The organism is Pseudomonas sp. GM48 (assembly GCF_000282335.1).
GTDB lineage: Bacteria > Pseudomonadota > Gammaproteobacteria > Pseudomonadales > Pseudomonadaceae > Aquipseudomonas.
In genome coordinates this window covers 105,407-125,214 of record NZ_AKJM01000040.1, presented here as the reverse complement: position 1 = coordinate 125,214, position 19,808 = coordinate 105,407, and the positions used below count along the sequence as shown (strand labels likewise).

General features: G+C 57.4%; 15 protein-coding genes. 5 read left to right on the top strand and 10 right to left on the bottom strand.

From position 1 onward, the window contains the following. Positions 1 to 32 precede the first annotated feature (32 nt). Together PMI28_RS22300 and PMI28_RS22305 are read right to left on the bottom strand one after the other, a co-directional pair. Positions 33 to 1,523, bottom strand: coding sequence for a hypothetical protein (locus PMI28_RS22300; RefSeq protein ID WP_007983763.1), 1,491 nt, complete (start codon positions 1,521 to 1,523; stop codon positions 33 to 35). 576 nt (positions 1,524 to 2,099) lie between these two features. Next, the gene (locus PMI28_RS22305) at positions 2,100 to 3,122 is read right to left on the bottom strand and encodes a zinc-dependent alcohol dehydrogenase family protein (RefSeq protein WP_007983762.1); all 1,023 of its coding nucleotides are present in this window, start codon (positions 3,120 to 3,122) and stop codon (positions 2,100 to 2,102) included. Positions 3,123 to 3,391: 269 nt separating this feature from the next. Between PMI28_RS22305 and PMI28_RS22310 the strand changes: the two genes are divergently transcribed. Together PMI28_RS22310 and PMI28_RS22315 are read left to right on the top strand one after the other, a co-directional pair. Beyond that, positions 3,392 to 4,306: a LysR family transcriptional regulator gene (locus PMI28_RS22310; RefSeq protein WP_007983761.1), complete on the top strand. Its 915-nt coding sequence runs from the start codon at positions 3,392 to 3,394 to the stop codon at positions 4,304 to 4,306. A gap of 212 nt (positions 4,307 to 4,518) precedes the next feature. Beyond that, the gene (locus PMI28_RS22315; RefSeq protein ID WP_007983760.1) at positions 4,519 to 5,895 is read left to right on the top strand and encodes an NfeD family protein; all 1,377 of its coding nucleotides are present in this window, start codon (positions 4,519 to 4,521) and stop codon (positions 5,893 to 5,895) included. A gap of 141 nt (positions 5,896 to 6,036) precedes the next feature. Here the strand turns inward: PMI28_RS22315 and PMI28_RS22320 are convergent, their stop codons facing one another. From PMI28_RS22320 to PMI28_RS22350, 8 genes are all read right to left on the bottom strand, one after another. Continuing rightward, positions 6,037 to 7,023: a lipase family protein gene (locus PMI28_RS22320; protein ID WP_007983759.1), complete on the bottom strand. Its 987-nt coding sequence runs from the start codon at positions 7,021 to 7,023 to the stop codon at positions 6,037 to 6,039. 296 nt (positions 7,024 to 7,319) lie between these two features. Further along, positions 7,320 to 8,231 carry an AraC family transcriptional regulator gene (locus PMI28_RS22325; RefSeq protein WP_007983758.1) on the bottom strand — a complete coding sequence of 304 codons (912 nt, stop codon included), beginning with the start codon at positions 8,229 to 8,231 and terminating at the stop codon, positions 7,320 to 7,322. Positions 8,232 to 8,592: 361 nt separating this feature from the next. Next, a complete protein-coding gene (locus PMI28_RS0128335) occupies positions 8,593 to 8,913 on the bottom strand; it encodes a hypothetical protein (protein WP_177318953.1) in 321 nt (106 codons plus the stop codon). Between the two features lie 2 nt (positions 8,914 to 8,915). Continuing rightward, positions 8,916 to 9,974: an alpha/beta hydrolase family protein gene (locus PMI28_RS22330; RefSeq protein WP_007983756.1), complete on the bottom strand. Its 1,059-nt coding sequence runs from the start codon at positions 9,972 to 9,974 to the stop codon at positions 8,916 to 8,918. Between the two features lie 58 nt (positions 9,975 to 10,032). Continuing rightward, complete coding sequence (locus PMI28_RS22335) at positions 10,033 to 10,569, bottom strand: DUF1330 domain-containing protein (RefSeq protein ID WP_238540671.1); 537 nt, start codon at positions 10,567 to 10,569, stop codon at positions 10,033 to 10,035. 111 nt (positions 10,570 to 10,680) lie between these two features. Next, entirely contained in the window at positions 10,681 to 11,097 is a 417-nt protein-coding gene (locus tag PMI28_RS22340) for an ester cyclase (RefSeq protein WP_007983754.1), read from the bottom strand. Positions 11,098 to 11,163: 66 nt separating this feature from the next. Beyond that, on the bottom strand, positions 11,164 to 12,006 hold the full coding sequence (locus PMI28_RS22345; protein ID WP_007983753.1) for an SDR family oxidoreductase: 843 nt from the start codon (positions 12,004 to 12,006) through the stop codon (positions 11,164 to 11,166). A gap of 187 nt (positions 12,007 to 12,193) precedes the next feature. Further along, a complete protein-coding gene (locus PMI28_RS22350; protein WP_033063137.1) occupies positions 12,194 to 13,177 on the bottom strand; it encodes an aldo/keto reductase in 984 nt (327 codons plus the stop codon). 936 nt (positions 13,178 to 14,113) lie between these two features. On the opposite strand from PMI28_RS22350, the gene bcsQ reads away from it, so the two are divergent. The 3 genes from bcsQ to bcsB are packed head-to-tail and all read left to right on the top strand — an operon-like array spanning position 14,114 to position 19,802. Next, entirely contained in the window at positions 14,114 to 15,274 is a 1,161-nt protein-coding gene (bcsQ, locus tag PMI28_RS22355) for a cellulose biosynthesis protein BcsQ (RefSeq protein ID WP_007983751.1), read from the top strand. Then, positions 15,271 to 17,502, top strand: a complete 2,232-nt coding sequence (gene bcsA / locus PMI28_RS22360; protein WP_007983750.1) for a UDP-forming cellulose synthase catalytic subunit — start codon at positions 15,271 to 15,273, stop codon at positions 17,500 to 17,502. The genes bcsQ and bcsA overlap by 4 nt, the downstream gene beginning before the upstream one ends. Positions 17,503 to 17,543: 41 nt before the next feature. Further along, the gene (gene bcsB / locus PMI28_RS22365) at positions 17,544 to 19,802 is read left to right on the top strand and encodes a cellulose biosynthesis cyclic di-GMP-binding regulatory protein BcsB (RefSeq protein ID WP_007983749.1); all 2,259 of its coding nucleotides are present in this window, start codon (positions 17,544 to 17,546) and stop codon (positions 19,800 to 19,802) included. Positions 19,803 to 19,808: the final 6 nt, after the last annotated feature.

Sequence of the window (19,808 nt, the reverse complement as noted above, 5' to 3'; positions counted from 1 at the left end):
GCCGACTGCACTGCCTGCAAATCCACCCACGTTCAGTGACCCGCCGACCATTCATCCACCCACGTGATGCCAGTGTCAGGGTCGTCCACACCGTTTTGCAACGCAGCCCTTTGGATCTCTGCTTCAGGCGCCCCGCTATCGCTTCCGGGCACCCACTCCATGCGATAGAGCTGGCCAACCAGACTCGCGGGCAATCCGCTGACATCCATCATCCATTGCATGATCTGTTCGGCGACCGGATGCCCCTGCATGGCCCGGTGCAGTTCGGGCATGGCCACCAGCATGCCCGGATGGCACTGACGCAGAAAACGCTCAAGCCCCGCGCCCTGTTCGATAAATGGCGAAAAAAGCAGGCACACCAGTTGTGCCTCGCTCAGGCCCAGGTTCTTTTGCGCTTCGGCCGCCGCGCGGGCGCGCTGTTCGGCCAGTGTCGCCGGGTTGCCAAATACCTCGACGGCCTGCTCGCACAAGCGCTCTGGCAAGCATTTGCGGCGCATCATCACCAAGGCGCGTTGCAGGTATTGCGCAACGCCGGCCTCGTAGCTGCGGCCCTGCACGAAGCACGCTTGCAACCCCCTGACGTGCGCCGAGACCGATGGGCTGACAAATTCGTTGTCACTGATCTGCGCGGACAGTTCGTCAGGCTGGAACCCGAGAAACTCAGTCAGCAATGGCCAGCGCTCTTCCAGGTTGCTGACCAGCAGGTCGTGAATGTCGATGCAGGTCGCGCGGCGACAGGCCTCAAAGCGTTCTTGCGGACGCCATCGGGCCTGGCCGTAATCCGTGTAGAACGCTTGATAACAATCGCTGCCCAGTTCATCGAGCAACGCAAACAACCCTGCAAAACCGGCTTCGCCCGCATGCGAAGGTTTGAGCCCGGCCTTGGTCGCGGCACGTTTCAAACCGTCGATGAATTGTTTCTGCTGGCGCGGCGTGTCGCTGATGAGCAAAGCGTCGACACCACCGTCCCAGCGGGCAATTTGTCCGTAGAACTCCCCCGTGGCCAGATAACCGTCATCCCACAGGTCAAACCCGCCGCGCCACTCCCGGCGATGGCCGATCAGCAACAGGTTCAGGCGGCTGGACTCGCGGCCGGCGTCGGAGATCGGCGTCAGGTGATTGAACGGCAAGACTTGCCGATCATCGACCATCAACACCTCGACCCGGGGATCGTCATAGACAAACAGTGCGCTGTTGGTCCGGTGCATGTTTTCCACGGTCGCGCAGCTTGCCCCGTTCAGCCGCAACGAGGCTATGCGCAACTGGAATGTCGCCGGCGCCCGGGTGGCGATGGTCAACTGCGCGGCACGCAACAGTGCCAGGGTGTAGCAGTTGTCACGGGCACCGGACTGAATCGCCAACACCTTGTAATCGCCAATATGCTCCATACCCCCCGCCGCTACCGCCAGACGCTGGATCAACAATTGCAATGCGGTGCGTTCGGCACGCGAGAAATAACCCAGCAATCGCTGCAGCACTTGTTGATAGACATGGTTCATCGCTTGGTCATGGATGCTGGTCATCTTTATTTACCTGATACTCGTAAGTTCAATATCGCGCAGACAGCAAATCCCGTTGGACTGTCTGTACGAACGGAGTCATGGACTTTATTGCCAAATGCTAACACTAGAATTTTCAGACAATCATTTGAAGTGAGCGCTGCCCCCCCTCGGTTTAACCACGACGGCGAGGCTGTACCACCCGGCGGGCAAGGGTTTGCTCGATTTAAACCGGAGTCCTAGGAAACGTCCGACAAAGTCCCACAGACTCTTAATACAAGAAATAAAGAAGAAAGTTGTCGCTGAGTCTTTGGCAACTACACAACAACGAACTAAATTTGAGAGGTGCACCGACGGCGCACATTGAAAAGTTCCAGCCTGACACCCAGCCATGACTCATTCCTTGAGATGAAAGTAATCATTCAATTATCAGGGCTTAGTGGCTGATTAGAAGCTACAGATTACGAGCAAAAACCAGTTCAGTTGCTGGACTGGCCTGAGGGTCGACGGGTTTCGAGGGCTGAAACGAAAGAGTCCGTGTGGGCACGGACTCTTGGGTGGGCTCTTGGATGGACTTTTGGGAGCGCTCTTGGGTAAGTGTTACGCCGGTTCGACCTGCAGCGCGACCCGTTCACGACACGGGCATTCGTCCATGTAGCGGTGTGCCTCGACAACCTCGGCAAACGGGAAGACCCGAGTCTTGAGCGGCAACAGCACGCGGTCAGCGGTCAACTGGTTGATGTCGCGTAAAGCACGCTGCAGTGCGACCTGGTCCTGGATGATGCCCAGTTCCGGCTTGCCGGTGAAGTTGCCGATGCAGTGCACGAAGAACTGAATGTTCTTCTGGAACGCAGCGCAAGCCGGGAATGGCGTCTGGTTGCCGCCTTGCAGGCCGTACAGCACCAGGCTGCCGCGAGGCGCCAGTACATCACCTAACAGCGACATCTGCGGGCCACCCAAACCATCGAAGACCACGTCCACGCCGCGGTTGTCTGTGATTTTGTTGATCCGCATGAGCAGATCTTCTTCCTCGGTAACGATGACTTTTTCGGCGCCCAGTGACAGCAGATACTCACGTTCTTCTGCTGACTTGGTTGCGGCAATCACTCGAACGCCCAAGGCCTTGCCCAGTTGCACGAACGAAGGTCCGGCGCAATGACTCGCGTCAGTCACCAGGGCGAATTGCCCGGGCTTGACCCGTGCCAGGTCGGCATAAGCGAAATAGGCGACCAACAGCGGCGTGTAATGCACGCTGGCTTCGATCGGGCTAAGTACATCCGGGTAACGGGTCAGCGACGAGCGCGGCAGTACAATCAGTTCGCCGTAGACCGGATAGTCGTTCGGGCTTTGGGCCGGGAAACTGGCGACCTTGTCACCTATCGCCAGGTCATCGACACCCTCACCGACAGCCGTGACGATACCGGCCATTTCCTGGCCAAGGCCGGAAGGCAGTTGGGCACGGGACGATGCCAGGTTCTGGCGCCAGAGAGTGTCGTACCAGCTGATGCCAATGGCTTCGACGCGCACCTGCACTTCACCCGGTGCAGGCAGAGCGGCCGCATGCTCTTCGCATTTGAGCACCTCGGCTGGACCAAACTTGTGAAAACGGATCGTGCGGGACATCGCAAACCTCGCCAAATAAACCTCTAATGCCATGAACTCTAGCTGGGCTTTCAACCCAACACTATCAGTGGCTATTAATAGTCGACATGCCTGTCATTGATTCCGCAGCGGCGGCAACATCGTCAAATGTCGTAAGAAACTGAAGCCGCTTTTGTAGGAAAACTGAATTACTCGGTGCAGAGTACCAGCCTTTCCCCGTAATATTCCTGCTGGCCATTGTTCTCATATGGCCGCCCACGTCAAGTTTGCTGACTCTGCCAGGACTCCAGATGAATCGTAATGACCTGCGTCGTGTCGACCTGAACCTGTTGATCGTTTTCGAAACATTGATGCACGAACGCAGCGTGACCCGTGCTGCGGAAAAACTGTTCCTCGGCCAGCCAGCCATCAGTGCGGCGCTCTCGCGCCTGCGCGGGTTGTTCGATGACCCTTTGTTTGTGCGCACCGGCCGCAGCATGGAGCCGTCCGCCCGGGCGATCGAGATTTTCGCCCTGCTCTCTCCGGCACTGGATTCGATTTCCACTGCGGTCAGCCGCGCGGCCGATTTCGACCCCGCTACCAGCACCGCGGTGTTTCGTATCGGGCTGTCGGACGACGTCGAGTTCGCCTTGCTGCCGATGCTGCTCAAGCGCCTGCGCGCCGAATCACCGGGGATTGTGCTGGTGATACGCCGGGTGAACTACATCCTGATGCCGGGGTTGCTGGCATCCGGCGAGATATCCATCGGCGTCAGCTACACCACAGACCTGCCAGCGAATGCCAAGCGCAAAGTATTGCGCCGCAGCCAGCCGAAACTGTTGCGCGCCGACACCGTGCCGGGGCCGTTGAGCCTGGATGATTACTGCGCCCGCCCCCATGCACTGGTGTCGTTCGCTGGCGACCTCAGCGGCTTCATAGATGAAGAACTGGAAAAGCTCGGGCGCAAACGTCATGTGGTACTCGCGGTGCCGCAGTTCAATGGCTTGAGTACCTTGCTGGCCGGCACTGACATCGTCGCAACCGTGCCGGACTACACCGCCGATGCACTGACTGCTGCGGGAGGTGTGCGGGCTGAAGACCCGCCGTTGCCGGTGCGCAGCTTTGAACTGCACATGGCGTGGCGAGGGTCGCAGGATAATGATCCGGGTGAGCGCTGGTTGCGCTCGCGGATTCAGATGTTTTTCGGTGACCCAGATAGTTTGTAACAGAGCCCCATCAAGCTAAAAAAATCTTTTATAAACATAAGGTTACATTGAAATTCAGTCCAAGGCCGTCCCTCTATGTCGTTCGACATGTTCAGAGTCGCCCCTATCTGTATAGGCAACGGACTAATCGCCGCGCCTGCATCGCCCATGACTGACTCAACTACGCTTTAAGTGAGGGTTGCAGGCTGTCATACCCGCAACCGGGAGGTTCCGTGAACAGTCACTGGTGGTGCCGCCTGCTCCTACTAGTAATACTGATCGGGTTACCGACGGGTTCAACGACGGCTGCAGGCAGTGTCGTGGTACTGACCGTCAACGATGCTATTGGTCCGGCCAGTGCCGACTACGTGGAGCGCGGCCTGGCGCGTGCGGTGACCGAGGGCGCGCAGTTGGTGGTCATCAGCCTCGACACCCCCGGCGGGCTGGACACCTCAATGCGTTTAATTATTAAGGCGATTCTGGCCAGTCCCTTGCCAGTGGCAAGTTTCGTCGCCCCTAGTGGCGCACGTGCGGCCAGCGCCGGCACCTATATTTTGTATGCCAGCCACATTGCCGCGATGACCCCGGGCACCAACCTGGGCGCTGCTACACCGGTGCAGATCGGCGGCCTGCCCGGGACCGCGCCCGAACCGCCGAGTCCACCCACCACCGACAAGAGTTCTGCGCGTGAGTTGCAGGACACCTTGACTCGAAAACAGATCAACGATGCGGCGGCTTACATCCGTGGCCTTGCGCAACTACGCGGACGCAATGCCGACTGGGCCGAACAAGCGGTACGTGAATCGCTCAGCCTGTCGGCCCACGAAGCGCTCAAACTCAAGGTGGTCGATTATGTGGCCAATGACGTGGCAGACCTGCTCAAGCAATTGGACGGCAAGAGCCTGAATGTCTCCGGTCAAACGTTCAGGCTGAGCACCGCCGGGGTTGCGCTCATCGACCATGCGCCTGATTGGCGCACACAACTGCTGGCGGTGATCACCAACCCCAGCGTGGCGTTGCTGCTAATTATGCTCGGGGTCTATGGCTTGATATTCGAGTTCATGAACCCTGGGTCGAGCATTGGTGGGGTGCTAGGTGGCATCTGCCTGTTGCTGGGGCTGTATGCCCTGCAACTGTTGCCCGTGAATTACGCCGGGGTCGGACTGATTCTGCTAGGGATCGCCTTCATGATCGCCGAGGCGTTTCTACCGAGTTTCGGTGTAATCGGCTTCGGTGGGGTGGTTGCTTTTGTAGTTGGCGCAGTGATTTTGATGGACACCGATGTACCGGGCTTTGGCATTCCGTTGACGCTGATCATCGGCATGGCACTAATCAGCGCCCTGTTGCTGATGACTCTGGTCGGCATGGCGCTCAAGGCCAGACGCCGTGCCTTGGTCAGCGGCGATGCGGGCTTGGTCGGCAGCCTGGCCACGGTGACGGGGCTGCTGCCGGGTCTGCCGATGAGCGGCTGGGTGCAACTGCAGGGCGAAAAATGGCAAGTTCAGAGCTGCTCGCCCCTGCACCTGGGCCAACAGGTCCGGGTGGTGAGGCGCACGGGCGTGATGCTGGACGTCATTGCGCTGGATGAAATGTCATCGTCAGGAGGTTGATCCATGTTCGTCGAATTGGGTTTTGGCCAACTGCTACGACAGCGCAATCTGCTTGCGGATAAGCGAATTGCAGTTGCGTCGACTTCCCCAAGGAAACCTCGGCAACTGCAACTCAAACATCTGGACGGCGAGACTGCCCCACTAGCTGCCGAACGGCGGCATCGGTATATCGGCGGGCTGCAGGCCCAACAGTGTCATGTACTCATAGACGTGCTGATAGCCGGATTGAGACTTGTAGCCTGTGCAGTCGGATTGAGGTTTCCCACAGAGCCGCAGCTCCATGTTCGCGCTGCCCATTCCCCATTGCGTATAGTTCAGGTTGTTATTCACAACCTTGTCTATGCCGGAACAAACCGTGTTCCTCGTTTTTTCTTCAATGGGATCATCATAAAGGGTCAGGGAGTAATCGAGAGAAGTTGCGCACCACGCCATCGGAACAACATCCAGGGTGTTGTAGATGCGCAGCGCATTACCGGCCATTTGCTTATTGAAATAGCTGGCGAAAAAACCATCTCCCGCCGTGGGCGCAGCAAAGGTTTCACAGAAGAAGTTAAAGCCCGGAAATTTGTCTTTCAGATAAAGCGCGAGCACTGACATGAGCGCACCGCCGAGGCTATGACCAACCAAACGGATGTTTGCTCCAATTTGCTTAGTCCCAAGAAAATCGCACAGTGTGCCCTGAGAATCGATAGTAGAGGCTGTGGTCAGTATCGCGTTCACACCATCCGACGTTCCCTGGGCAATACTCGCCGATCCCTGGCAGCCCGGGATTACGCTCTGCAACGGCACCATTGGAAAAATATCGAGATCGTCCACCTGATCCTTCAAAGAATCCGTGAGTGTCCCACTCGTCACCACGACGATGTCGTTCCCGCTTCCTCCGCCGGTCAGCACCACGGTGATGTGCGCCGCATACTCGCCATCCATTACCAGCGCGGGGCCCCAGGCTACGTCATAGCCGCCGCCTACCTTCGAGTCCTTGAGACGCGTAAGAATATTGTCTTTAACCTGGCTCGGCTTCGGGTTCTGCATGTTTTTCCAGGACTGCGAATGCAGCGCCGCATTATTGACCACGAAAGCATGTGTAAGACTGATTTGCCTTTGCACAAGTGTGTCTGGGGTAGTCATGACTGCTCCTTGTCTCAAAGAAAGTTTTCAAAGGACCCAACGAAAACCTATGGCAGCCGTCGATCCTTCTGGGCCAGCAAGACCGAGTGTAGACGCAGTTTTTGCAAGCGCGAGGGCGATGCTGTAGGCGCTGATGAAGAATTGACCCATCTGCCGATAAAACGCTGACCCAAGCAGCCTTCAAGGCTACGGCCGTCTGTGCTGGGTATCTACCTATCCATGTTGGGGCCGTCTTGCCCCAGCAGGTAGGGCAATTCCGCATCAACACCAATACGCCATTGGTAGCTGTAACTTATTCACTGCAAGCGCATTCGTTTTATGTCCCTCTGCGGCGGTTCTCCGAACAGACGGCTGTACTCGCGACTGAACTGCGACGAGCTTTCATAGCCCACCAATCCGCCCGCACTGCTTGCGTCGACATTCTGACTCAGCATCAACTGTCGAGCCGCTTGCAGCCGCAATTGTTTCTGATACTGCAACGGACTCATACCCGTGACGGTACGAAAATGCTGGCGAAAGGTAGACGGACTCATGTGTGCATTCGCCGCCAAGTCGTCCATGCGTAGCGCATGGCGAAAATTAAGCTTCAGCCAGGCAAGCGTCTTGGCGATGTGTTGGCTCGGTGAACCCGCGGCGACGACATGAAGCAACTGCGAACCGTGAGCGCCGCTCAACAGGCGAGCAATGATCTCTTCCTTGATCAGCGGCGCGAGTGTTTCAAGCAGTTCAGGCTCGCTGAGTAGTCCGACCAAACGCTCCAGTGCATCAAGCACTGCAGCGTCCAGCGCCTGTACGGTGATTGGCCGGAACCCTTCATCCTTCATGCGCTGTGACAAGTGCATACGCTCGGCGAGCTGTATCACCGTGGCGCTATCGAACGTAAGCATCATGCCCAGAAACGGTTGTGCGACACTCGCTTGGGTCACATGTGAAATGACCGGCAGGTCAACGCTGGTAACCATGGACTGACCGGGCGCGTAACTAAGCACTTCCTCCCCCACCATGACCTGCTTGCAGCCTTGCAAGGTCACCCCAATCCCCAGCCCGTAAATACAGTGCACAGGCGCAGTGGCAGATTTGCGTCGATGCAGACTCAGGCTGGGAATGGCGGTGATCAGGTCGCAATCGCTGCGCACAATCTGACTGACGACGCCGGCGAGACGACTTGTGTCGCTGGCAGTTTGGTGACTTTTGGTAGCAGGCTGCACAGTGGTCTCCTTGAAAACACCAGGTTTATAGCTGGTCACGAACGACACCGTTGCTGACACGAACAATGTCTACCATGACCGCCAGAGCAATCTCCACGGAGGTTTTTTGCTTCCCGAAACAGGCATTCATGGGGCAGCGCCTGCCAGCCGGGGCAAACTCAGCTCGCCCAGTTCTGCAGCCAGTACGGTCCTGCTTCGTTGATCAGAATGGCCACAGTATGAGGCGGCTCCGGCATCCGCCGATTGCCTCATTGATGCTGTTGTTTGCACGATTCAACGGAGTTTTGTAGCGCCGGCTTGCCACAGCCAGATATTACAAAGTAATTCAGATCGCCTTAATGCCTAATCCAATGAAGCCACTCTACAGTCGATGAAAGATGTAGTCGACGTGCGGCCGATCATCCAGAGCAGCACCCGCCGCCTGCAGTTGCTGCTGTAATTCAGGGTCATCGATTCGTATTTTCCAGTCGTGGCTTGTCGGTGCCCTCATCCCGATGTCGTAATGATCAATAGCCTCAAGTAGAGACGTTCGATCGGGTAAATACACCGCCAGGGCATTGCCTTTCCAGGCGGCGACCCTCAACCCCATCACTTCACACACGGCAATCTTGGTCAGTGCATCGTCCCTGTCGGCCTTACGGGAGCGTTCGACTTGATCGGCCAGTACCGGGTCGACGATCAACGTCAGGCAGTATGCTTATCGAACCAATCTAGGATCAGTTGGGGGTGCTGTCCAAAGTAGTTGTAGCCCTGAAATCTAAGGTCTGTTCCTTCGATCCAGTACAGCTTTTTGTCTTTGGAAGACAGGGTGTCGAAGATCTCCTGAACGTTGGAAGGCCTGGTCAGGAAGTCATTGCGCACTTGAGCGACAAAGGTCGGCAAGGTCACGGCTTTGGCATATTCCATGGGCCAGACATCCGCCAGGTGGTAGCCGGTGCGCCGATGCAGCGCGGCGTCGAAGCGATCGATGCCATTAGCAATTTTTTGCCGCTCCACCGCTGTTTCCACAAACACCCTTGGCGTTACCGGCTGCAGCGCCACCAGCGCTTTGACGTGTTTGAATTCTTTCGGGTGCTTCTTGATCCCGACAATGGTGGCGTTGGCACCCAGGCAGCGGCTGTACAGCACCGTCTTCATGCTTTTTGTATCCGGTCGGGATTTGGCGTAGCGCAGCGAACCCACCACATCGCGGTATTCCAGCACCCCGTGACCGTTGACGCCGCCACTGCCCGTGCCGCTCCGACCATGATTGCGCAGGTCGTAGGCAATGATGTTGTAGCCTGCATCATGCAAGGCCTTGTACTCCGGGAGGAAATTCACCTCGAAGCCGCCGAAGTCAGTCCAGGGTGCCAGGTGCCCTGGGTAACCATAACGGTTGCACGGCATCGGATGATTGCAGATCACCAAACGGTTGGATTTACCAGGAATGAACCAGCCTTCAATGGTCACGCCATCCATTGCCGGGAAGAAGATTTCCTCATACTCCATGCCGTATTCGTTCGGCCAGCGCAGAATCGGCGTACGTGTCGAGTGCGCCATCAAATCGGCGAGACCGTTGATGAAGGTATCGGATGGATCTTCTGTTGTTGCGGTCATCGTCTGTTTCTCAGCTGCTTGGGCAAAGGATAGCGCCGAGGCGATCACAGGCAGTGTGGCCATCGCCGCGCCGATTTTGAGTACGTTGCGGCGGCTTGGCGCAGGCGCTGCAATCGGGGGAACGAGCATATCGAGTGGCTTGTTCATGTCAGGCTCCGAATGTCTGCTAAAGGGCCGGGACTGCAAAAGAAGACCTGGCATCGGTTTACTGCGCAGCAGGTACATAGCCTTCGGTAATTACGACAGAGCCTTCGGTAGCGGCCATGCGAAGTTTTTTAGCTGCGGTGTACTCCGGCGAGTTGTAGAACCGCTGTGCGTCGGCAAGGCTTGGAAACTCGGCAATGGCCATCACCGACTTGGGTTTTCCTTCAACAGCCGTGGCATTGAGGTTGAAAACAATCACCTTGCCACCGTACTTCGGTGCCAGCGGACCTGCGGCTTCCATGTAGCGCTGGAAGGTCGCCTGATCGTTGATCTGGTAGTTGGCGATCATGTAGCCGTGCGGCGTTGGACCCTGCGCCAGACAGAGACCGGCAAACGTGAACGTGATTGCAGCGACAGAACCTGTGACCCATTTTTTCATCGTATGAACTCCCATGAATTTGAATAACAAACGAAACCCCAGATGAGCCGGACCGGCCATCGATGGGCCATCGTGGTTTTCTAAGTATGTGAGGGTGTGCCAGGAGGGAGTTGCCGGTTCTGCTGCTTCTACTGCCTGATCCAGCGAATTGACGTTCAAGGTTAAAACAGGTGTCCGTTTACGGATGCATGGACACCTGAGGCCGCCGCCCTGCATGGGCCACGGGTGCCAAATACCCGGAGCGACCATGCACTGAGTCCGACGGTGAATCTATAGCGGTACCGCACCGATCTGCTGAAGCAGCCCCAGCAGGTCAGGCTGACCATACTCTTCAACTATTTGACCATCGGCGAACCGATAAAAATTTACCGCCTTGACCTCGATAGCCTTTCCAGAGGGTGGAACACCCAGGAAGCTTCCATGATGCGTACCGCGCATTGTGAAGCGCGCGGCCACCCTGTCGCCCTCAATAATCAGTTCCTCAAGCGTCCACTGAATATCTGGAAAACCTGCGCGCATCATCGCAATGATCTCCTGATAGCCGTCCGGCCCCTGCAAAGGCTCGGAACGCCCCGGAACGAAAAACATCGCCTGCGGAGAGATCAACTCCCCGGCCAATTCATCGCTCGCGGTGTTTATGAAATCAGTGAAGCGCTTCATCAGAAGCTTTTTTGATCCCGTTTCCATGATGGTTTCCCCTTTCTATGTCAGTCGGTTGTAAACGGCCGGCAATGGATGAGATGTTGACGAGAGTCACGCATCATCGTGAGCAAGAGAGGACGACAGCTGACGGTAGACGTCGGCCTGTGCCAGTAACGCATTGGCCTTGGCTTCGAAGGTCTGCACCGCATCAGCGCCCGCGGCGAAACGAACCGGTGGCTCGTCGAGCCCTGCAAGCTGCACAATCGCGTCGGCGAGCTTGGCAGGGTCACCGCCCTGTTTGCCGTCCATGCCACTCCAGGCCGTGACGGTCTCTCGCGTCCGCTGGGCATAATCGTCGATGGAGGGTGGTGCGAAAGTGGTGGAATCGGCCGTCAGCAGTTCAGTACGGAAGAAGCCCGGCTCAACCAACATCGTGCGAATGCCAAAGGGTTCGATCTCTGGCGCAAGGGACTCGATCCAGCCTTCGAGACCAAACTTCGCCGCCGCATAGGCCGTGCAGAACATGCCGCCAGCGATGCCCGCCGTGGAGGAAATGGTTAGCAACAGACCAGAACGCTGCTTGCGCATTACCGGCAGTGCTGCGCGAGCGACATTCATCGGACCGAACAGCAGCGTTTCGATCTGGCTGCGCACCTGTTCCGGGCTGAGCTCTTCGAAGAACCCTGCATAGAAGTTACCCGCGTTGTTGACCAGTACATCAATCCGTCCGAACTTGCCGATGGCTGCCTCGACGGCGTCTTGGGCGTCATCGGGACGGGTGACATCAAGCTTGATGGCCAACAGGTCTTCATGTTCACCGATTGCCGCCAGCACTTTCCTGGCATCACGGCCGGTGGCAACGACGGCATGGCCGGCAGCGAGTGCCGCTTTGGTGATGTCTACACCCAGTCCGCGGCCAGCACCGGTGATGAACCAAACTTTTTTCTCAGTCATGTGATTGTTCCTTTTCTAACGAGTGCCTATTGTGTCGAGCCTCTCCCTTTGGTTGCTGCATTAATTGGCGTATTCATTGCCTAAAATGACGGATCTTGTGTCAGTCCAACTCTCTTCGCTCTGACCTCTCGCAGCAGTTCTTCACGGCTCGTGTAGGGGTTCAGGCGATAAGCTTTCATGGCGTCGCTCACTCCGTCTCATCGACAACGCGCATCTGCATTTCATTCATGCGACCGCCGTGCACCTTGAGCCTGGACAGCGCCGTTTGGATCTCACTCAGGTCTGCGGACGTCAATTGAACGCTGACAGATGCCAGGTTCTCTTCCAGGTGATTCAAACTGCGCGTACCTGGAATCGGAACAATCCAGGGTTTCTGGGCCAGCAGCCAAGCCAGCGAGATCTGCGCGGGAGTGGCGCCCTTGCGTTTCGCAAACGCCTTGAGGAAATCAATGATCGGAGTGTTGGCAGCCAGATTCTCAGGGCTGAAACGGTCGAATCCGGCTCGCAGGTCCGTCTTCGGATCGAGCCGGGCTTGACCATTCAAGGTTCCGGGCAAATAGCCCATTCCGAGCGGCCCCCAGGGCACGAAACCGATCCCGAGCTGCTCGCACGCTGCAAGCACGCCGTTTCGTTCCACGTCTCGCTCCATCAGCGAGTACTCGGTTTGAACAGCCGTCACCGGCTGGACTGCGTGCGCCCGACGAATCGTGCTGGCGCTCGCTTCGGAGAGGCCGAAATGCAACGCCTTGCCCTCCTTGATCAGTTCCCGGATCACACCCGCGACCTCTTCGATCGGCACTGACGGGTCGACTCGGTGTTGGTAGTAGAGATCAATGTGGTCCGTGCGCAGGCGTTTGAGCGAACCTTCAATCACTGCTCTGATATGTTCAGGACGGCTGTTGAGACCGCCAGCTTCGATGTCGAAACCAAACTTGGTGGCAATGACCACTTGATCACGAAAAGGGGCGAGCGCCTCGCCGACCAGATCTTCGTTGGTATGCGGGCCATAGACTTCAGCCGTATCAAAGAAGGTGACGCCCTTTTCATAGGCGCTGCGAATCAGCTTGATGCCTTCAGCTCTGTCTGCCGGCGGGCCATAGTTGGCGCTGATGCTCATGCATCCCGAGCCCAACTCAGAGACAACCAGATTGCCGAGTTTGCGCTGCTGCATGACATGTCCTCCATCAAAGGTGCCATGAGTGCGGTCCGATGTGGTGGCCCACGACAACGGGCTGACGGCCAATCCAGTGCCAACGATGGCCGAGTTGATCAGCACGTCACGACGACTGAGGGTTCGTAGATTCTGGGAGCTTGATCCAGGAGTCTCTCTATCCTTTTCCATGGGGAGTCCTATTCGGTAGATCCAATGCTTGAAGTATGCGTCGACCAATAGCCCAAAGAGTTGCCCGATCTAGCTCTTTCATTGCCTGATTCAATCACCGATTCAAGAATTTCAAGCGTCTTGGTCGCGCTCGTGAAGCTCAACTCATCCATCAAATCGGGCAATCATTGAGGTTGTTGGGCTCACTTTTTTAGAATGAGCCCTAACTCACTCCGTCGGCGGAACCACCTGTGCGTCGAAAATACTCAACGAACTCTTGTCCAGCGTCTGGATAAACTTTTTCAATATAGAAAAGGAAAACCATAAGAGCGTTTCTTCTCCCGAGTTGTCTTGTTTCCAATCGCCTTCAATTCCAAAACAGCAAATAACACAGCGAACAAAGGTGGAGAGTGCAGGATCCGATTCTCGATACTTTTTTCTATAGGCCAGAGCTGTGTAAAGGGAGCTATTGCCTGAGCGCAGGGCTTATCAGCGAAGCATCTCTGTCCCGGTGTTTGTGGAACGAGTGTCCAAGTGCGCGTGGAATTTGCAAGTAGAGTAACTAATGAGCGCATTCTAACATTCACACTTTCCACGAATAACACAGTGCCTTAATAACGCTCCGGCAAGCACAAACAAGCATCAATGACTTTTTATAACATTCGTTGACACCCAGACGCAAACTCCCTAAAGTGCTGGCACTCTGCCAACACCAAGACGACACATCAACTTTGTCAAGTTAATGGAATGCTGAGTTTCTGAGTTATTTCATTCCTGGTACAACGCATGAAATATGTAGACGATATTACGAAACTCTTTACACGTTTTGGCGCCAACGCGGAGAGTTACCAGGAAATACAACCGAATTATAAAGATTTCAAAGACGACCCGGTTACACCAGCGGTGGCTGAGCCAGAGTCGTCGGCGGCATTGTCCTCCCCAACACCTCCTGTGTTTCTGCTGGACGAGCCACAGCCTTCCTTATTGATTGGCGTGCCGGTCGAGCCGGTGAAGAATGTTGTCCTCTCGCTACCTTCGCCCAAATCCCCTTCCCCGACCGAGCCACCTGCGAGTTCTGCTACGGGTGACCGTCAGCAATTGAGCGACCTGTTGCGTGAACTCAGCCAGGTTCGTCGAGACACTCTGTCAGAAACGACTCGCAAGCGGACCAAGGCGAAGGTCATTGCTATCGTTTCGGCGAATGGTGGCGTGGGTAGAAGCACCATCGTTGCTGGTCTCGCGAAAACACTTCGGCGCCCTGGCGGGCGAACCATCGCGATTGATCTGGACCCTCAGAACGCGCTGTCCAGCCACTTGGGTATCACCAGCCAGGCTCCCGGGCTGATTCAGCTCAAGGAACAGGACGCAGACTGGGGCGCTCATCGCCTGCCAGGCTTTAGCAATAGCGAATGCCTGCCCTTCGGCACTGGCGAGGTGAACGATCGCCGATTGCTCAAGCAGATGATGCTTGAAGATTCTGACTGGTTGAATCAGCACCTTGCGTCAATGAACCTCAGCGAAAACGATACCGTGATCCTGGACACTCCTTCGGGTGAGACCGTCTATTCGCAACAGGCACTCGACGCCGCCGATCTGGTGCTGGTGATGACGGTGGCCGACGCGGCCTCCTACCTGGCGCTGGACAGCATGACCCAGTGGCTGGAAACCAGCCGACGACGCGCGCAGCGGCAACGGTATGTGCTCAACCAACGGGATGACTCGCGTTCGTTCAGCAGGGACATGGGCGTGTTGTTTCTGCGGCGGCTCGGCGCCAACCTGATTGGGACGATTCGCCTCGATCACCAGTTCAACGAGTCGCTGGCCCATGGTCGGGACTTACTGCAATACGCACCTGAGAGCATTGGCTGTCAGGACATTCTTTCGCTGTCAGGCGCGGTCCATGCCCTGCTTTTCGCGGAGAATTCCAGCCAGCAGGACACGCCATGACCGTCCAGCTGAATCAGCTGCCTGCAAAGACTTGGTGGTTGCAGGGGCTACTGGATACTTTCCAGGCTCGCGTCAGTCGATGGCCCCTGATTTGGCGCCAGGGCCTGAAGATCTCAGGCGGGATGATCGCAGCGTTATTGGTGCTGGGTATCCTCACTGCGCCGCAGAATCTGTATTCCCAGGCCGTGTTTGCCGCTGTCTGTTTTGCCGCCAGCCTGATCATTCGCAAGCAAGCCGGGCGTCTGGCGATCCTGACCCTGATCACTCTCTCGCTGATCGCTTCGTTGCGCTATATGTACTGGCGCCTGTCCGACACCCTGGGCTTCGACACCTGGCAGGATGCCGTATTTGGCTACGGGCTGGTGCTGGCCGAACTGTATGCCTTGCTCGTCCTGGTCTTCGGCTATGTGCAGACCGCCTGGCCGCTGCACCGCAAACCGCAGTTTCTGCAACAGCCACCCGCTGAATGGCCGACCGTAGATGTCTTCATTCCCACCTATAACGAAGCATTGGGTATCGTCAAACTGGTGGTGCTCGCCGCTCAGGCCATCGACTGGCCCGAGGGCAAACTGCGGGTGCACGTGCTCGATGACGGACGCCGGGAGGAATTCAAGGTTTTCTGTCAGCAGATTGGTGTCAACTACATCACTCGCGACAACAATCAACATGCCAAGGCCGGCAACCTCAACGAGGCGCTCAAAGTCACCGATGGCGAGTTCATTGCCATATTCGACGCCGACCACGTGCCTACCCGCTCCTTCCTGCAGATCACGATGGGCTGGTTTTTCAAGGACCCGAACCTGGCGCTGCTGCAAACGCCGCACTTCTTCTATTCACCCGATCCGTTCGAAAAAAACCTCGAGACCTTTCGCTCGGTGCCCAATGAAGGTGAGCTGTTCTACGGTCTGGTGCAGGACGGCAACGACCTGTGGAACGCGGCATTCTTCTGTGGGTCCTGCGCGGTCATCCGGCGGACTCACTTGCTGGAAGTCGGAGGCATCGCCACCGAAACCGTGACGGAAGATGCGCACACGGCACTCAAGCTCAACCGCCGCGGTTTCAATACGGCTTACCTCGCCATTCCACAAGCGGCGGGACTGGCCACCGAAAGCCTTTCCCGGCACATCAGCCAGCGCATACGCTGGGCACGGGGCATGGCACAGATTTTTCGGACCGACAATCCGTTGTTTGGCAAAGGACTGAACCTGGGGCAGCGCATCTGCTACCTCAACGCCATGATGCACTTTTTCTACAGCCTGCCTCGCCTGGTGTTCTTGACCGCACCCTTGGCCTACCTGCTTTTCGACGCGCAGATTTTCCATGCGTCGGCGCTGATGGTCACGGTCTATGTGCTGCCGCATATTTTCCATTCCAGCCTGACCAACTCCGCTATCCAGGGGCGCTTCCGCCATTCCTTCTGGAACGAAGTGTATGAGTCGGTGTTGGCCTGGTACATCATGCGACCGGTACTGTTGGCCCTGATCAACCCTTCGCTGGGTAAGTTCAACGTGACCGACAAGGGCGGCACCATCGAGGATGACTATTTCAACTGGAAGCTCGCGCGGCCTTACATCGTCCTGCTGACCTTGAACATGATCGGCCTGGTGATTGGCGTGGTGAAACTGATCGGGAGTGATTCGGCCCAGGCCACTACCCTGCTGATCAACCTGGCCTGGACCGTGTACAACATCATCATTGTCAGCACCGCCGTGGCGGTGGCCACTGAGTCCTCTCAGGTACGCAACGAACCCAGGGTGCCGGCGGATCTGCCTGTGCGGGTCTATCGCGAAGACGGCACCACGTTTGATTGCATCACCCGGGACTTCTCACAAAACGGCGTGGGTCTGGCACTGCCACCGCAGGTTCAGCTCAGCGTCAATGAGACGCTGCGGGTCTGCATTCTGCGCACACCTCCCTCAAGCCTCTTTCCCGCAAAAACGATCTTCAGCAACGACAACGTGGCGGGTGTGCAATTCGAGGGTTTGACCCTGCGCCAGCAAAGTGAACTGGTGCGACTGACCTTTTCACGGGCCGACACCTGGGCCAACACCTGGGGTAACGGCCGCCTCGATGCGCCCATGTCGGCGTTGCGCGAGGTCAGCGGCATTGGCTTACGCGCCATCCTGCGCTTGTTCGTTGCAACTCTAAAAGACAGCCAGGCGCTGCTGCGCAAACGCCCGGACACTCCATCACCTATAGACTCCACCGCGGACACGCAACGATCTTGAATCCTTCCACTCGCCGGACCTTTCTTCCTCGTCACTCACTCATGCTGATCGCCTGCTCGCTAGCGGGCTGGAGCAGCTGGGCGTTGAGTGCTGCCGCCCAAATCAGCGCCACAGAGCCGGCAGTGATGCCGGCCGCGTCGTTGCCCGGGACCGATGCACCGGGCAACAGCTATACCCGCAGCCTCAAGGAGCTGGGTAAAAGCTATTCGATGACCCTTAAAGGCGTGGAGGCGACCGACAGTGTGAATTTCGATGTGCGCGCCGATGAAGTCGTCACGGCTGCGCAGGTCACACTGCAGTACAGCTACTCACCGGCGCTGCTGGCCGATCTTTCGCAAATCAACGTGCTGATCAACGATCAAGTGGCCGCCAGCCTGCCCCTCCCGAAGGAAGAGGCCGGCAAATTGCAGACCCGGACCGTGCAGATTCCACCGCAGACCATTACCGAGTTCAACCGGCTCAGCCTGCAGTTCATCGGTCACTACACGATGCAATGTGAAGATCCGTTGCACTCAAGCCTTTGGGCCAGGATCGGCAACGAGAGCCAGCTGAGCCTCCAGGTGTCCTCGATTCAACAGCCCAACGACCTGTCCGCGCTGCCGCGTCCCTTGTTCGATCGTCGAGACGCCTCGCCCCTGAAGCTGCCCTTCGTGTTCGCCGGGCGCCCGGGCGGCCCTGAGCTTGAGGCCGCCGGCATTCTGTCGTCCTGGTTTGGCGCCTTGGCCAGCTACCGCGGCGCAACCTTCCCCGCCGGCCTCACCAGCCTGCCGGCCAAAGGCAACGCCGTGGTGTTTGTCAGCGGCAGCGAATCGACGACTCTGAGTGGCTTACCGATCAAAGAGGCCACGGGGCCGACATTGACCCTCATGAGCAACCCGAATGATGCTCAGGGCAAGCTGTTGATCGTCTCCGGGCGCGATGGCGCCGATCTCAAGGTCGCCGCGACCGCGCTGGCCCTCGGTGGCTCGGCCTTTTCCGGGCAGAGCGTGGTGATCGACCGGATCGACTCGCTCAAGCCACGCCGGCCATACGACGCGCCTAACTGGCTGCCCTCCGATCGCCCGGTTCGTCTGGGTGAACTGGCCAAGCCCGCTGAACTCAATGTATCGGGTTATAACCCGGGACAAATGACGGTTGCGCTGCGCTTGCCACCCGACCTGTTCAACTGGCGTGAGCCCGGCGCGCAACTCGACCTTAAATACCGCTATACGCCGCAACCGGTCTCCACCAATTCCTCGTTGCTGATCAGTTTCAACGATACTTTTATCAAGTCGATCGACCTGCCTTCGATCGAGAAGCTCGGCAACAGCGACAGCCTGCTGTCGATGCTCAAAACCGACGACAGTCTGGCCCGCACGTCGCGCATGCTGTTACCGCTCAATTCAGTCGCGCTGCAATCGCGCCTGCAATTTCGTTTCATGTATGACTACATCAAACAGGGCGAATGCCGCGACATCATCATCGACAACATGCGCGGTGTAATTGACCCGGACTCGACCCTGGACCTCAGCCAATACGAACATTTCATGGCCATGCCCAACCTCGGGGTGTTCAAGGACAGTGGCTTCCCGTTCACCCGCATGGCCGACCTTTCCGAAACATCGGTGATCCTGCCCAACGAACCAGGCCCGGCCGAACTGAGCGCCTATCTGACCCTGCTGGGCCGCTTCGGCGACTCCACCGGTTATCCGGCCACCGGCGTGAAGGTGGTCCACGCCGACCAGGTGGCCGAGCAACGCGACCGGGATTTGCTGGTGCTTGCTTCGGGCAACAATCAGCCGTTGCTGGAGCAATGGCAAAGCCATCTGCCGGCCAAGGACGAGGATGCCGCGCAGTACTTTGAACTGTCTGACCTGCCCTTGCGTCTGCGCAACTGGGTCAGCCCGGATACGAAAGTCAATCTGCGCGAAGCGCGCAGCAGCTTCAGATTTACCGCTGACGATGGCAGTGCTTATCTGACTGGATTCGAATCGCCACTGAAGAGTGGGCGCAGCGTGGTGTTTATCGCCAGCGCAAGGCCCAACGGCTTGGCCGATGTGACCAACGCCCTGCTCCGCAACGAAGAGAACGCCCAAGAGTTGCAGGGCAGTCTGGTGGTGGTCAGGGGCAAGCATGTCGAATCGCTGGTCGCCGAGCAGGATTACTACGTCGGGAGCCTGGGCCCATTGCGCTATCTGCAGTGGTACCTCTCGCAAAACGTAATCGCGTTCATGCTGTTCACTCTCCTCGGGGTCCTGCTGCTTGCTTCAATGGCCTATCTGACCCTGCGCTTACGGGCTAAACGTCGTCTTGGCCAATGAACCGCG